This is a genomic window from Nocardia anaemiae NBRC 100462 (genome assembly GCF_001612725.1).
GTDB classification, from domain to species: Bacteria; Actinomycetota; Actinomycetes; order Mycobacteriales; family Mycobacteriaceae; genus Nocardia; species Nocardia anaemiae.
On the sequence record NZ_BDAZ01000034.1, the window covers coordinates 105,099 to 118,854 of the forward strand.

The 13,756-nt window shown below is 67.8% G+C and carries 12 protein-coding genes; 3 read left to right on the forward strand and 9 right to left on the reverse strand.

The features are described 5' to 3' along the window. Nucleotides 1-44: 44 nt before the first annotated feature. The 9 genes from mraY to NA5_RS21260 form a co-directional block, all read right to left on the reverse strand. The gene (gene mraY / locus NA5_RS21220) at nucleotides 45-1,121 is read right to left on the reverse strand and encodes a phospho-N-acetylmuramoyl-pentapeptide-transferase (RefSeq protein ID WP_062988697.1); all 1,077 of its coding nucleotides are present in this window, start codon (nucleotides 1,119-1,121) and stop codon (nucleotides 45-47) included. Further along, a complete protein-coding gene (locus tag NA5_RS21225; RefSeq protein WP_062988699.1) occupies nucleotides 1,118-2,632 on the reverse strand; it encodes a UDP-N-acetylmuramoyl-tripeptide--D-alanyl-D-alanine ligase in 1,515 nt (504 codons plus the stop codon). The genes mraY and NA5_RS21225 overlap by 4 nt, the downstream gene beginning before the upstream one ends. Continuing rightward, a complete protein-coding gene (locus tag NA5_RS21230) occupies nucleotides 2,629-4,269 on the reverse strand; it encodes a UDP-N-acetylmuramoyl-L-alanyl-D-glutamate--2,6-diaminopimelate ligase (RefSeq protein WP_084484306.1) in 1,641 nt (546 codons plus the stop codon). The genes NA5_RS21225 and NA5_RS21230 overlap by 4 nt, the downstream gene beginning before the upstream one ends. A 66-nt stretch (nucleotides 4,270-4,335) precedes the next feature. After that, complete coding sequence (locus tag NA5_RS21235; protein WP_084484307.1) at nucleotides 4,336-6,261, reverse strand: peptidoglycan D,D-transpeptidase FtsI family protein; 1,926 nt, start codon at nucleotides 6,259-6,261, stop codon at nucleotides 4,336-4,338. Between the two features lie 2 nt (nucleotides 6,262-6,263). Further along, a complete protein-coding gene (gene ftsL, locus NA5_RS21240) occupies nucleotides 6,264-7,061 on the reverse strand; it encodes a cell division protein FtsL (protein ID WP_062988703.1) in 798 nt (265 codons plus the stop codon). Next, a complete protein-coding gene (gene rsmH, locus NA5_RS21245) occupies nucleotides 7,058-8,035 on the reverse strand; it encodes a 16S rRNA (cytosine(1402)-N(4))-methyltransferase RsmH (protein ID WP_062988813.1) in 978 nt (325 codons plus the stop codon). Before rsmH ends, ftsL begins: the two co-directional genes overlap by 4 nt. Before the next feature lie 208 nt (nucleotides 8,036-8,243). After that, the gene (mraZ, locus tag NA5_RS21250) at nucleotides 8,244-8,675 is read right to left on the reverse strand and encodes a division/cell wall cluster transcriptional repressor MraZ (RefSeq protein ID WP_036535307.1); all 432 of its coding nucleotides are present in this window, start codon (nucleotides 8,673-8,675) and stop codon (nucleotides 8,244-8,246) included. A gap of 448 nt (nucleotides 8,676-9,123) precedes the next feature. Further along, on the reverse strand, nucleotides 9,124-9,546 hold the full coding sequence (locus tag NA5_RS21255) for an SCO2097 family morphological protein (protein ID WP_062988705.1): 423 nt from the start codon (nucleotides 9,544-9,546) through the stop codon (nucleotides 9,124-9,126). A gap of 122 nt (nucleotides 9,547-9,668) precedes the next feature. Beyond that, the gene (locus NA5_RS21260; protein WP_062988817.1) at nucleotides 9,669-10,109 is read right to left on the reverse strand and encodes an SAV_6107 family HEPN domain-containing protein; all 441 of its coding nucleotides are present in this window, start codon (nucleotides 10,107-10,109) and stop codon (nucleotides 9,669-9,671) included. Nucleotides 10,110-10,259: 150 nt separating this feature from the next. Between NA5_RS21260 and NA5_RS21265 the strand changes: the two genes are divergently transcribed. The 3 genes from NA5_RS21265 to NA5_RS39445 all read left to right on the forward strand — a co-directional run bounded on the left by NA5_RS21265 (nucleotide 10,260) and on the right by NA5_RS39445 (nucleotide 13,728). Beyond that, nucleotides 10,260-10,877, forward strand: coding sequence for a GNAT family N-acetyltransferase (locus NA5_RS21265; RefSeq protein WP_062988820.1), 618 nt, complete (start codon nucleotides 10,260-10,262; stop codon nucleotides 10,875-10,877). Next, nucleotides 10,874-12,442 carry a phytoene desaturase family protein gene (locus NA5_RS21270; RefSeq protein ID WP_084484308.1) on the forward strand — a complete coding sequence of 523 codons (1,569 nt, stop codon included), beginning with the start codon at nucleotides 10,874-10,876 and terminating at the stop codon, nucleotides 12,440-12,442. The genes NA5_RS21265 and NA5_RS21270 overlap by 4 nt, the downstream gene beginning before the upstream one ends. 386 nt (nucleotides 12,443-12,828) lie before the next feature. After that, nucleotides 12,829-13,728, forward strand: coding sequence for a carotenoid biosynthesis protein (locus NA5_RS39445; protein ID WP_245672323.1), 900 nt, complete (start codon nucleotides 12,829-12,831; stop codon nucleotides 13,726-13,728). The last annotated feature ends 28 nt before the right edge of the window (nucleotides 13,729-13,756 follow it).

Sequence of the window (13,756 nt, forward strand, 5' to 3'; positions counted from 1 at the left end):
CCGGTGTTCGCAGGGCCCGCGGAGAATGTTCGACCATCGCTACTTCACCCGACCGCTGAGAGATATTCGCTGTAGAACAGGCCGAGTCCGACCGCCGACGCCATGGCCGCCAACAGCCAGAACCGAATAATCACCGTAGTCTCGGCCCACTTGCTGAGTTCGAAGTGATGATGGAACGGCGCCATCTTGAATAGCCGGTTGCGGGTTGTGCGATACACCGCGACCTGCAGCACCACCGAGGCGGTTTCGGCGACGAACAGCGCACCGATCACGACCATCAGCAACTCGGTGCGGGTCGTGATGGACAGACCCGCGAGCATGCCGCCCAGGGCCAGCGAACCGGTATCGCCCATGAAGATCTTGGCGGGCGCGGCATTCCACCACAGGAAGCCGACGCAGGCGGCGGCGGCCGAGGCGCAGACCAGTGCCAGATCCAGCGGATCGCGCACGTTGTAGCAGCCCGCCTCCGGGATCGTCGCGCAGGCATTGCGGTACTGCCAGAACGTGATGATCACGTAGGCGCCGAGCACCAGGCTCATCGAACCCGCGGCGAGACCGTCAAGGCCGTCGGTCAGATTCACCGCATTCGACCAGGCCACGACCAGCAGACAGGCCCAGCACAGGAAGATGATCACGCCCATCGACACCGTGGTGATATCGCGGACATAGGACAGATGCTTACTCGCCGGGGTCAACCCGTTGCCACCGCGGAACTGCAAGGCGAGGATGCCGAAAAGGACCGCTGCGCTGATCTGACCGACGTACTTGCCCGCGGCCGACAACCCCAGATTGCGCTGCTTGCGCAGCTTGATGAAGTCGTCGAGAAAGCCGACCACACCCAGTGCGGTGGTCAGTCCGAGCACCAGAATGCCCGAGGCGGATGGCCCGTCGGCGTCGTAGCCGATGCCGATCAGATGCGAACCGAGGTAACCGGCCCACATGCCGACCAGAATGGCAACACCACCCATGGTCGGGGTGCCGCGTTTGGCCTGATGACTGGCCGGACCATCGACCCGGATCTCCTGCCCGAAGCCCTGCCTGGCGAAGATCCGTATGAGCAGCGGCGTCAACAGAATGGAGACCGCGAGCGCGATCCCCGCCGCGAACAGAATCTGTCTCATCCAAGCGCCTCCGTGCTACCCCGACTGATTCCCGCACGTTCCGCGCTGGTCAAATGTTCGGCGACCGCCCACAGACCGACCGCCTTGGACGCCTTGACCAGCACCACATCGCCCGGCTCGACCTCGTTGTCGAGCAGCGCGATCGCCGCGCCGATATCGGGCACGAGGATCGACTCCTCGCCCCACGAGCCTTCCATTACCGCGCCCTGGTGCATCGCGTGGGATGGCCTTCCGGTGCCGACCACGATCAGCCGGGAGACATCGAGGCGCACCGCGAGGCGGCCGATCCGGTCGTGTTCGATGACGGATTCCTCGCCCAGTTCACCCATTTCGCCGAGTACCGCCCAGCTGCGGCGCGGCGAGTCACCCGCGCGTGCCATGGTCACCAGCGCCTTGAGCGCGGCGCGCACCGAATCCGGATTGGCGTTGTAGGAGTCGTTGACGACGGTGATGCCGTCGGCGGTGGTGCGCACATCCATCCGGCGCGCCGATGCGGCATGCGCGCCGCCGAGTGCCTGCGCGACGGTGTCGAGGTCGGCACCGCATTCGAGTGCGACGGCGGCGGCGGACAGCGCATTGCCGACCTGGTGTTCGCCGTGCACGGCGAGCCGCACCGGGATGCTGCCCTTACTGGTGTGCAGGGTGAAGCCCGCGCGCGCCTCGGCATCGAGATGTACGTCGGTGGCGCGTATTTCGGCATTGCCCGCTTGGCCGACCGTCACCACGCGGGCCCGCGTACGTGCGGCCATGGCAGCGACCTGCGGATCATCGGCATTGAGTACCGCCAGACCCGTCGGCGGCAGTGCCTCGACGAGTTCGCCCTTGGTCTGCGCGATCGCCTCGCGACTGCCGAACTCACCGAGATGGGCGGTGCCGACATTGAGCACGACACCGATCTTCGGCGGCGCGACCTGTGCGAGCGCGGCGATATGGCCCGGTCCGCGCGCCGACATTTCCAGTACCAGGAAGCGGGTGTCGGCGTCGGCGCGCAGCGCGGTCCACGGATGGCCGAGTTCGTTGTTGAACGATCCGGGCGGCGCGACGACCGGCCCAAGCGGCGTGAGCACGGCCGCGAGCAGATCCTTGGTCGAGGTCTTGCCCGATGAGCCGGTCACCCCGATCACGGTGAGTCCGCCTGCCGCGGAAAGACGTTCGACGCTCACCCGGGCGAGCGTAGCGAGCGCGGCCAGTACCGCGGCTCCCGACCCGTCCGAATCACCGGCCAGCGCAACGGATTTCGCGGGCACGGTACCCGGACTGGGTGCCACCACGATCGCTGGCACGCCAACCGGGCGGGCCGCGAGCACCGCGACCGCACCGGCGTCGACGGCGGCCTTCGCATAGTCGTGGCCGTCGGCCTGCTCGCCGGGCAGGGCCAGGAAAAGATCTCCGGAACCGATTCGGCGCGAATCGAATTCGACCGAGCCGGTAACCGTCACCTCCGGGTCGGGGGCGTCGTGCAGCGTGCCGCCGACGACCTCCGCGATCTCCCGCAGTGTCATCTCGATCATGAAACCGTCAAGTCCTCCGTGTCCGACCCCTGCGGACTCTGCTCAGTATCGGATCGGCCCCGCTCCAGTCGCTCCAACGCCGCCGCGAGCACCTCGCGGTCGTCGAACGGATGCTTCACACCCTGGATCTCCTGCCCTGCCTCATGTCCCTTACCGGCGACCAGGACCACGTCACCGGGACGGGCCCAGTCGACGGCGGCGGCGATGGCCGCCGCCCGGTCTCCGATTTCGCGCACCTCACCGCGTTCGGCCTCCGGGACCGCCAGCGCGCCGCGGCGCAGCTCGGCGCGAATCGCGGCCGGATCCTCGCTGCGCGGATTGTCGTCGGTGATGATCAGCAGATCGGCGCCGCGCGCACCTGCCGCACCCATCAGCGGTCGCTTACCCGCATCCCGGTCGCCGCCCGCGCCGACCACCACGGCCAGCCGACCACCGGCGGACGCTCCCGCCGCCAGATGACCGCGCAGCGTGGCGATCACCGACTCCACCGCCGCGGGCTTGTGGGCGTAGTCGACGATGGCCAAGAAGTCCTGTCCGCGCTCGACCCGCTGCATCCGGCCCGGCACATCGACGGTGGCCAGGGCGGGTGCGGCGACCGCGGGATCGACTCCGGCGGCGGTGCACACCGCCACCGCGAGCAGTCCGTTGGCGATGTTGTAGCGCCCTGGAAGCCGCAGGCGCACATCGACATTCGCCTTCGGTCCAGCGGCGGTGAATTCCTGCTCAGCGCCGTGCGCGGTTACCGCGCCGGTCAGCTGCCACGTGCCGGAACCGGTGGTGGAGACGGTGATCGGGTCCGCGAGACCGGCGGCGAGGCGCTGTCCCCATTCGTCATCGATGCAGATGACCGAAGTGCGTGCGGCGATCGGCGACTCCGGTTCGAAAAGCCTGCGCTTGGCGGCGAAGTAATCCTCGAAGTCGGCGTGGAAGTCCAGGTGGTCCTGGGAAAGATTGGTGAACGCGCCAACGGCGAAGCGCACACCGTCCACCCGGCCCAGTGCCAACGCGTGGCTGGACACCTCCATCACGACCGCGTCCACCCCCTGCTCGACCATCAGCGCGAACATGGCGTGCAGCTGCGGCGCCTCGGGCGTGGTCAACGCGCTCGGCACCCGGCGACCACCGATCCTGGTCTCTATCGTGCCGATCAGCGCCGTGGAAAGGCCACCAGCGGCCAGCCCGGCCTCCACCAGATAGGCGGTGGTCGTCTTGCCGGAAGTGCCGGTGATGCCGACGATGCGCAGCCGCTCGGACGGATTGCCGTAGATCGCGCCGGAAAGCTCGCCGAGCACCGACCTCGGCTGCTCGCGCACCAATACCGGCACATCTAGCTCACCCGCCAGTTCGGCGCCCGCGGGATCGGTGAAGACCGCGACCGCGCCCCGTTCGACGGCATCGCGGGCGAACCGGGCGCCGTGCGCCTGCGCGCCCGGCAGTGCGGCGAACAGATCACCCGGTCGCACCGCATGCGAGCGCTGCTCGATGCCGGTGACCTGGATCTGCGCGAGGTCGGCTCGCGACGAGCCGGCACCGGTCAGCGCCAGCACGGTGGACAGCGACGTCGACCGCGGGTGGGTCGGCCGGAGCACGTGCTGGCTGGACTGCGCGGGCACAGGGCTCCTCTCGGGAATCGGCATGGATGGGATCGGGTGTCGAGTCAGGTTACCGACGTCGGCTCACGGCCGGGCAACGCGGCTCCAATCTTATGAAGCCTGCAGAACGAACCGTCGCGACGGCTCGGGTGACGGCGGGATCCGGTCGCGCTGCAGCGCCCAAGAGGCGATGTTGTGGAACAGCGGTGCGGCCGAGCCGCCGCCGCTGCCGTCGGAGCTGCGGATCGGCGCGTCGAGCATCAGGCCGATGACGTAGCGCGGGTTGTCCGCGGGGGCCATACCGGCGAAGGTGATGTAGAACGAGGAGGTGGAATAGCAGCGGCAACTCGGGTCGACCTTCTGCGCGGTGCCGGTCTTGCCCGCCACCTGATAGCCATCGATCGCCGCGGACGCACCGGTGCCCATCTGCACGCCCATCGGATCGCGCTGCACGACCGCCTGGAACATGGTGCGCAGCGTGGCGGCGGTCCGTTCGCTCACCACGCGTACGCCGTCGGGCTGCGGCTCCTCGGTGCGGGCGCCGTCCGGTGCGGTCTCGGCCTTGACAATGCGCGGCGGAATCCGCACGCCACCATTGGCGATGGCCTGGTACATCCCGGTCATCTGCAGGGTCGTCATCGAAAGTCCCTGTCCGATGGGCAGATTCGCGAAGGTACCGCCGGACCACTGGTCGCGGGCGGGAACCTGGCCCGGGCTCTCGCCCGGCAGCCCGACTCCGGTGCGCTGGCCGAGGCCGAAGCGGTTGACCATATCCGCGAACCGGTCCTCACCGACCCGCTGCGCCAGCATCAGCGTGCCCACATTGGACGACTTACCGAAGATGCCGGTGGTGGTGTACGGCACGGTGCCGTGCTCCCAGGCGTCGTGCACGGTGACGCCCGACATCCGGATCTCGCCGGGCACCTGCAACACCTCCTCGGGATTGGTCAAGCCGTATTCGATGGCCGCGGCGGCGGTCACGATCTTGTTGACCGAACCGGGTTCGAACGGATCCTGCACCGAGGGGTTCTGCATTTCGGCATTGCCCCAATGCTGCGGTCCCAGTGCGGGATTGAAGGTGTTGTCATTCGACATCGCCAGCACCTGGCCGGTCTTCGCGTCCAGCACCACGGCCGAGGCCGCGTTCGCGCCGGACATCTCCTTGGCCTGCTGCACCTGCTGCTGCACGTAGTACTGCAGATCCGAATCGAGGGTCAGTTCGACGGAGTAGCCGTTCACCGCGGGCTGCTTATCGCGCCAGCTGCCCGGAATGACCGCACCGTCGGAGCCGCGGTCATAGGTGTGCGAACCGTCGGTGCCCGCCAGCAGCGAGTCGAGCGACGATTCGAGCCCCATCTGGCCGTGTCCGTCCCAGCCGGTGGTGCCGAGCACATTGGCCGCCAGCGAGCCGCCCGGATATTCCCGCACATCCTGGCGTTCGGCGCCGACCTCGGGGAATTGCACGGTGATATCGGAGGCGATGCGCGGATCCACATTGCGGGCGAGGTAGACGAACGGCGTGTCGCTCTTCAGCTTGTCCATCAGCGCCGATTCGGCGGGCGCGTCCTTGCCGATCTTGTCGTGGATGGTCTTGGCGATGGCTTTGAGCCGCTCATCGGGATCCGGGGCCTTGGCCGACTTCTCCTTCGCATCGGCGAGTTGTTTGCGCACGACCACCGGCTGGAAGGTCAGCGCCTGCGCGCTCAAGGTGTAGGCCAGGGACTTGCCGTAGCGGTCGTTGATCGGGCCGCGGGTCGCGGTATCGATCTTGCGGGTGGTGCGCTGGCTGGCCGCCTGCGCGGACAGGCTGGGCGCGGAAATGCTCTGCACCCAGAGCAATTGGAGCGCGACGACGGCCAGTGCGACAAGCATGATCACCCGGCCGACACCGAGACGCAGGCGCAGCGGCCGATCCGGGGCAGCCGTCCGCGTTCTGGATGCGGTTGTCGTCCTCGGTGTTCCGGTGGCTCTGGTCGAGCCCGCCTTGGCTGCCGACGGCCCGCGGCGCTGACGCGACGCGGGCCTGGTCTGCCGCATGCTCATCGGGCGCCCTCGTCGGGGTTGGGCCCTGGTTGGGTGGACTCGGTCTGCGGCTGTGACGCTTGGGCTGGGACGGGCTGCGGAGTTTCCGGTTGCGGTGTCTCAACCGGAGCCTGCGCGACAGCACTCGGCGTCGGTGTCGGGCTCGGCGTCGGACTCGCCTGTCCCGCAACCGCATTCGCGGGCTGACCGGTATTCGGCTGGGTGGGCGGCGCGATCGGTGTGGTCGTCACCGGAACCAATCGTTCACCGCGAGCCTGAGCATTGCCCGTCGGCGGGGCGGTGGGTGTGGCGGGCGAGCTGTTGAGCGGCGGCACCGGTGCGCCCTGTGCGGGCGTCGGCTTGCCGATCACCGTGACCCCGCCATCGGGTCCGATCACCAGTCGGGCCGGATCCTTGGCCGGGATCATCCCGAGCTCGCGGGCCCGAGCGGCGAGTTCGGGCGCGGAATCGGCGGCCTCCACCTCACGCTGCAGTGCCGCGCGTTCATCGGCCAGCTTGCGGTTGGTCGCCCTGGCATCGCCGAGCTGGTAGCTGTCCTCGGCCGAACGGGTGGTGAGCAGCAGGGTGAGCGCGAGACCGCAACCGAGCAGCGCGATGATGGCCGCCACGAACGGAATTCGCCCGGCCATCGCCGACGTGCGCCGCTTGGGCAGATCGTGATGGTCCGACTGCTCTGCCCGCATCCGGCGCTTGGCGTAGGCCCGTTGTGCGGCACCCGATTTCACCCGCTCGGCGGCCTGAACCCGACGGGCGATCCGGCCCGGCGCCTCGACGGTACGCGTGCGCACACTCATGCTGTCCCCTCCTGGATTCTCTCCGCCGCGCGCATCCGCACGGGCGCCGCCCTCGGGTTCTCTTCGATCTCTTGTTCGGTCGCCTTCTCGGCGCCCCGGGTCAGCAACCTGAATTCCGGTCCCATACCGGGTAATTCGACCGGCAGGTCGACCGGCGTCCGCGATGTGGTGCGCGGCGCCAACTCCTGTTTGACCACCCGATCCTCGAGCGACTGATATGACATGATCACGATCCGGCCGCCGACCCGCAGCGAATCGAGGGCGGCGGGCAGGGCGGCACGCAGCGAGTCGAGCTCGCCGTTCACCTCCACGCGCAACGCCTGAAAGGTCCGCTTGGCCGGATGTCCGCCCGTCCGTCTGGCAGCGGCCGGAATTGTGGCATAAAGCAATTCGACCAATTCGCCACTCGTGCGAAACGGCTTCTGCTGGCGACGGCGCAGCACCGCGGACGCGATCTTGCCCGCGAAGCGTTCCTCGCCGTAGGTCTTCAGCACCCGCGCCAGATCACCGTGGCTGTAGGTATTGAGCACGTCCGCGGCGGTGATGCCCGTGGTCGGATCCATCCGCATATCCAGCGGCGCGTCGACGGAGTAGGCGAAGCCGCGCTCGGCCTCGTCGAGCTGCATCGAGGACACGCCGAGATCCATCAGGATGGCGCTCACCGAACCGGTGGTCGGCAGACCGGCCTGCTTCAGCGCGGCCGCGATCCCGTCATATCGGATGTGTACCAAGGTGATTCGGTCGGCGAACGGAGCCAATCGGGCACCGGCCAATGCCAGCGCATGGGTATCGCGATCGAGTCCGACGAGGCGGATATTCGGGTAGGTCCGCAGGAAGTGTTCGGCGTGTCCACCCAAACCCAATGTGGCGTCGACATATACCGCGCCGGGTTCGGCGAGCGCCGGGCCGAGAAGCGCGTCGGCTCGCTGGAGCAGAACCGGAACATGGCGAGGACCGTCCTGTTCACGGTTCACCTCGACCTCCCGGAATCCTGCCTCGCGTCGTCGCGCATCGAGCCGTGTCAGTGGGATCACTCGCTGCGGGGTCGCCTTGTTACACAGCTACTTTCGAAAATACGAATGCCGCGGGGTCTCTGACCGGAGCCTCGGCACCTGGCGTCGGGGAAGTACGTCAGGGTCCGCGCGTCCGGGCAGAGGCCGCGTGGCACTCGTTCGCTCAGGGCTAGAAGATTCCGCCCAGCGACTCGTCTCTCGCTTGTGCGTAGTCCTCCTCGTGCTCGGCGAGGTAGGACTCCCACGCCTGCTTATCCCATATCTCGAGGAAGTCGACCGATCCGATCACCACGCAATCCCGCGAAAGGTTCGCGTAGCGACGATGATCGGCCGACAACACGATCCGGCCCTGGGCGTCCGGACGCTGTTCATCCGTACCGGCCGCGAGTGCCCGGACGAACGCGCGCGCCTGCGGATTGCTTCGAGATGCCGCCGCGGCTCGCCGTGCGAGGGCGGTGAACTCTTCCTTGGGATATACGGCAAGGCTGTGGTCCTGACCCTTCGTGACCATCAACCCTCCCGCCAGATCGTCTCGAAATTTCGCAGGCAACGTCAGTCGCCCCTTGTCATCCAACCGAGGTGTATAGGTACCGAGAAACAACCCGCTACCTCCCGGATCAACCCCGTCTTTCGGGGAGCACGATCACCTCGGATGTATGCCCTTCCTCTTGTGCGCGCTCCACATTACCCCACTTTCCCCCACTTTCAATCGAAACTCAGGGTGATCTGGCTCCCCGCGTCGTCGATTGCGCAGGTCATCCCAGCTATCACGGTGGTGGAGAACTTTTTCCGTGTTCTGGCGACACGCGCCACACGGCGAGACAAGCGCCCGACAACTATCAGCAAACGCCCTGGTTCCCCGAGTTTCGGCCGGTAACGGGGCGGCGCGGAGGTGGGTGGTGGGAGGTTGTGGGGGAAGATCGTGGGGCATTGTGGGGAACCGCGCGCGGCGCGCACGCAGCATCCCTGTAGTTGACGCATGAGAACGCGCCGCCGCACCTGTTCGGTGCGGCGGCGCGTTCGATATGTCGATGTCGGCTACGGGCGCGCTACTCCTGATCGAAGCGGCGGCGGAACCGATCCTCCATGCGCTCGGAGAAACCACCGGACTTGCGCCCTCGCCCACGTCCGCCGGATCCGCCACTCGCGCCACCGGATTGGGCATTGCCCGACCGGTCACCCTTGGCGATGCCCTTGGAACTGCCGAGCAGCAGCAGCACGCCTGCGGCGAACATCACGATGAATCCGATCAGGCTGATGATCGGAAAGTCGCCGAGCTTCACCGGAGCGGCGATCCCAGCGACAAGTAGAAACAGGCCGAGGACGAACAAAGCCGCGGCCTGGAGTCTGCGACGACTCGAGGTCGAGCGAAGGCGTCCGCCGCGGACGGACGACGCGAACTTCGGATCCTCAGCATAGAGCGCGCTCTCGATCTGTTCGAGCATGCGCTGCTCGTGCTCGGAGAGTGGCACGGTACCTCCCCCGGCACTAGGACGTGGCTGTCGCCTCCGGGTAGGCGACGGATAGCCAAGGTCGGCTATCTGCCACCAATGATACGAGTTCGATCAGTGCCGTACCACCTACTCTCCGATAACTAAGCGGTCATGCCGCCGGACCAGCCCGGCGCTGGGCGCAGCCGAGCCCCGGCATTCAGCAGATCTTCCACGTCGTGCAGGAATGCGCCCACCCGCGAATAGAACTCGTCGGCCTGCTGATCATCCACATCGCGATCCAGCCCCGCCTCCAGCGCCGCCCTGATCTCCGAACGAGCACTGAAGTAGTCGGCCCACATGACGAATTCGGGCGCGGCGCGTTGCATCAGCACCCACGCATTGCGCGAGCGCGCCCTCGGCGCGACGTCCGCACCGGTGAACGCGAGCACGGCACCGGCACCGCGCAGCGCGGCGAGATACGCGGTTCGAAAACGCTCGCGCGGGTCGCGTTCCCCCGCAGCCTGCATCAGCAAGCCGTCCGCCCGCTGCAGCAGCTTGCCCGCCCTGCCGGGTTGCCCCGGGTGTTCGATCCGACCAGACATCAGCCGTCCCTCCGAGTCGCTCACCTGGCCTATCCTGGGCGCGAATGCCGAGTTCCCAGCACCGCGAGGATCGAACAGGTATTCGAACGTTTGAATTGAGATTGAATATAAGGACACCCACCGACAACTTTCCGCGGACCGACGAGAGCCATGACAGCCGTCAAGCCCAAACACATCCCCGCCAACGCCCCTGTCGTCATCGACCTGTCCGTCGCGGCGCTGCGCTCGCGGCTGCACGACGCACTGGCGGTGTATGTCGCGGCGATGGAATATCCGCACGGCACCGAACACCATCGCGCGCCGATGTGGACCGAACACACCACCCGCGTCGGCTGGCAGGGCGTCGCCGCCGTCATCCCGGATGATTCCGGGCAGATCGACCTGCGGACCGCGCCGATCGTGGCCATCGCATACGGCTATCGCGGCGCCGCCCACCAGTGGTGGCATCAGCAGGTGCACAGTGGGATGCGGCGCTCGGGCTGGCCGGAATATTCTGCGCGCGGACTGCTTTCGGACTATTTCGAACTGACCGAGCTGCACGTGCATCCGTCGGCGCAGGGGCGCGGCATCGGCGGCGAACTGCTGACGCGGCTGCTGGCCGATCGCACCGAGAGCGCGGTATTGCTGTCCACACCGGAGGTGCACGGCGAGGCCAACCGGGCCTGGAAGCTGTATCGGCGAGTCGGATTCACCGATGTGATCCGGAATTTCGTCTTCGCCGGGGACACCAGGCCATTCGCGATCCTGGGACGGCGGCTGCCTCTGTGACCGTTGTGGTCGTCGGATCGGGCCATAACGCGCTGGTCGCCGCTTGCTATCTGGCGCGTGCCGGGGAACGGGTGGAGGTGCTCGAGCGCGACGAGGTGCTCGGCGGCGCGGTGTCGACGGTCGAACGTTTTCCTGGCCATCTGGTCGATCGCGGATCGTCGGCGCACATCATGGTGCGCCATACCGGGATCATCGAGGAACTGGAGCTGTCCCGCTTCGGGCTGCGCTATATCGATTGTGATCCTTGGGGTTTCACGCCCGCGGGGCCGGATGGCGGAGCGCCGATCGTATTCCATCGTGATCTCGATCGGACCTGCGCCGGGATCGCGGAGGTCTGCGGTGCGCGCGACGCGGCGGCGTATCGGCGCCTCGTCGAGGTCTGGGGGCCGCGGTCGGCGCGGGTGATGCGCGCGTTCGGCGGTGCGCCAACGCCGGGTCGGCTGCTGCGTTCGTTCTGGGGGCTGGACGCGCGCGCCGGCGGAAGCGCGTTGTCGCGGGAGTTCCTGCAGACCGGTGATGCACTGCTGGACAGCTATTTCGACGACGAGCGGCTCAAGGCGTCGCTGGCCTGGTTCGGTGCGCAGTCCGGGCCGCCGATGTCGGAACCGGGGACCGCGCCGATGGTCGGATTCGCCGCGCTGATGCATACGCTGCCGCCGGGACGGGCGGTGGGTGGAAGTGGGGCGCTGACAACCGCGCTGGTGGCACGGCTGCGTGCCGATGGCGGTGTGGTGTCGGCGGGTGATGCGGTCACCGAGCTGCGGCAGGCCGGTGCGGGCTGGCAGGTGCGCACGGCTTCGGGACGGAGTCTGCACGCGGACACGGTGATCGCGGGCACCCATGTGCTGACCACGCTGGACTTGCTGCGCAGCGGCGGATTCGACGATGCGGTGCTCGACGACTGGCAGCGGCGGATCCGGGTCGGGCCCGGTATCGGCATGGTGGTGCGCCTCGCGAGCGCCGAGCTGCCGCGATATCCCGGTAGTTCGACCGCCGAATCCGCCAATGGTCTGCAGTTTCTCGTCTCCGATCGGCGGCAGCTGCGCCGGGCGCATGGTGCGGCGCAAGCCGGTGATCTGCCGCCGCGTCCGGTGGTGCTGGCCATGAGTTTCAGTGCGCTGGATCCGAGCATCGCCCCCGCCGGTGAACATCAACTCTCCCTGTGGGCGCAGTGGCATCCGTACGAGCTGGCCGACGGGAGTGACTGGGCCGCGCACGCGGAGTCGGAGGCGGATCGAATCATCGCCGAAGTCGACTCCTACGCACCGGGTTTCGGGGCGAGTGTGCTGCGGCGGCATGTGCAGACGCCGGTCGATCTCGAGCGCGAGCTCGGGTTGCGCGGCGGGAATGTGATGCACGTGGAGATGTCGCTGGATCAGATGATGCTGTGGCGGCCGCTGCCGGAGTTGTCCGGGCAGCGGGTGCCCGGCGCACCCGGGTTGTACCTCACCGGCGCGTCGACGCATCCGGGTGGCGGGGTGTCCGGCGCGAGTGGGCGCAGCGCGGCGCGGTTGGTGCTGCGCGATCGACGGCGCAACCGGTTTCCCCTGCTGCGCAGGCGATGACGGAGCACACCGGGCCAGCCGTGCCCGAGCCGGAAGAGCGCCCCGCGTTCGGGATAGAAAGCCCTGGTCCGGAGACTGCCGGGCGGGCGACATCCTCCGACACAACAGATTCCAACGTCCACAGTCCGGCGAATATAGAGACCACCGGGTGGGCACCCTCGGACGCAAATGCCCACGGTCGGGCGAATGAGACCACCGGGCAGGCGCCACCCTCGGACCCAACGGACGCAAATGTCCGCGGTCCAGCGAATCCGGAAGCGTCCAGGTGGGGCGGGTCCTCACCCGCGGCGGATTCCGCTCTTCGCGGTGCTCACAGAAATCTGGCAAGCGGTGCGGGTCGGCACCCGCAGTCGGCGGGGGGCTTTCGATGGACGCCGCGGTTGCTGGTGCCCGCGGTTCCGGCGGTTCTGCTCGTGCTCGCGCAGATCGGTTATCCGCTCGCCTCGGGTGTCGCTCGCGATCGGGTGACCGTGGTGGTCGTGCTGTTGTCGGCGGGGACGGCGCTGGTGCACGCGGGAGCGACGCGCGGTGTCAGGTATGCCTCGGGGTTCGTGGTGATTGTCTCCGGGCTCGGACTGCTTGCCGAAATCATCGGTACCGCAACGGGATTCCCGTTCGGCTGTTATGAGTATGCCGACGGCAGGTTGGGGCCCGCGGTGGCGGGAGTGCCGCTGGTGGTCGCGCTGGCCTGGACCGGTGGGCTGTATCCGGTGTGGGTGGTCGCCGGGCTGTTGACCCGACGTCGGGCCGGGCGAGTTGTCTTGACCGCGGTGGGGGCCGTGGGCTGGGATCTGTTCCTCGATCCACAGATGGTGGCGGACAGACAGTGGACTTGGTGTGCCGCGGGCCGAGGGCTGCGCGGACTCGAGGAAATTCCGTACACCAACTATCTGGGCTGGTTCGCGGTGGCGCTGATGATGGCGTTGCTGCTCATCGGCCTGGATCGCGCTGCCGGAACCGGAGGTGCGAACACGTTTGCCCCAACGGCGACCGGGCAAACGGCACAGCTGTCGACATCGGAGGCTCTGATCGCCGACGCGGGACCGGCGGCGGGAACACCCGCAGGGGAGTTGTCTGGCTCGTTCACTCCGGAGCAGCGATCCCGAGAGCCGATATCGCCGGACGCGGTGGTTCCCGTGGCGGTGTTCATGTGGACCTGGCTCGGGTCGACGCTCGCGCACGCCGTGTTCCTCGATCTGCCGTATTCGGCCTGGTACGGGTGGGTCGGGCTGGGGGCGCTCGGCGTGCCGCTGCTGGTGCGGTCGGTCGCGGCCCGGCGGGGCTGATACGGCCTGTCCGATACTTCCACGGCGT

What these genes read in the sequence shown, in the direction of transcription:
- ftsL (WP_062988703.1), bottom strand. Translation starts at nt 7,061, where the DNA reads ATGAGTGTGCGCACGCGTACCGTCGAGGCGCCGGGCCGGATCGCCCGT.
- NA5_RS21230 (WP_084484306.1), bottom strand. Translation starts at nt 4,269, where the DNA reads ATGCCGATTCCCGAGAGGAGCCCTGTGCCCGCGCAGTCCAGCCAGCAC.
- NA5_RS21260 (WP_062988817.1), bottom strand. Translation starts at nt 10,109, where the DNA reads ATGTCTGGTCGGATCGAACACCCGGGGCAACCCGGCAGGGCGGGCAAG.
- NA5_RS21265 (WP_062988820.1), top strand. Translation starts at nt 10,260, where the DNA reads ATGACAGCCGTCAAGCCCAAACACATCCCCGCCAACGCCCCTGTCGTC.
- NA5_RS21235 (WP_084484307.1), bottom strand. Translation starts at nt 6,261, where the DNA reads ATGCGGCAGACCAGGCCCGCGTCGCGTCAGCGCCGCGGGCCGTCGGCA.
- mraY (WP_062988697.1), bottom strand. Translation starts at nt 1,121, where the DNA reads ATGAGACAGATTCTGTTCGCGGCGGGGATCGCGCTCGCGGTCTCCATT.
- NA5_RS21225 (WP_062988699.1), bottom strand. Translation starts at nt 2,632, where the DNA reads ATGATCGAGATGACACTGCGGGAGATCGCGGAGGTCGTCGGCGGCACG.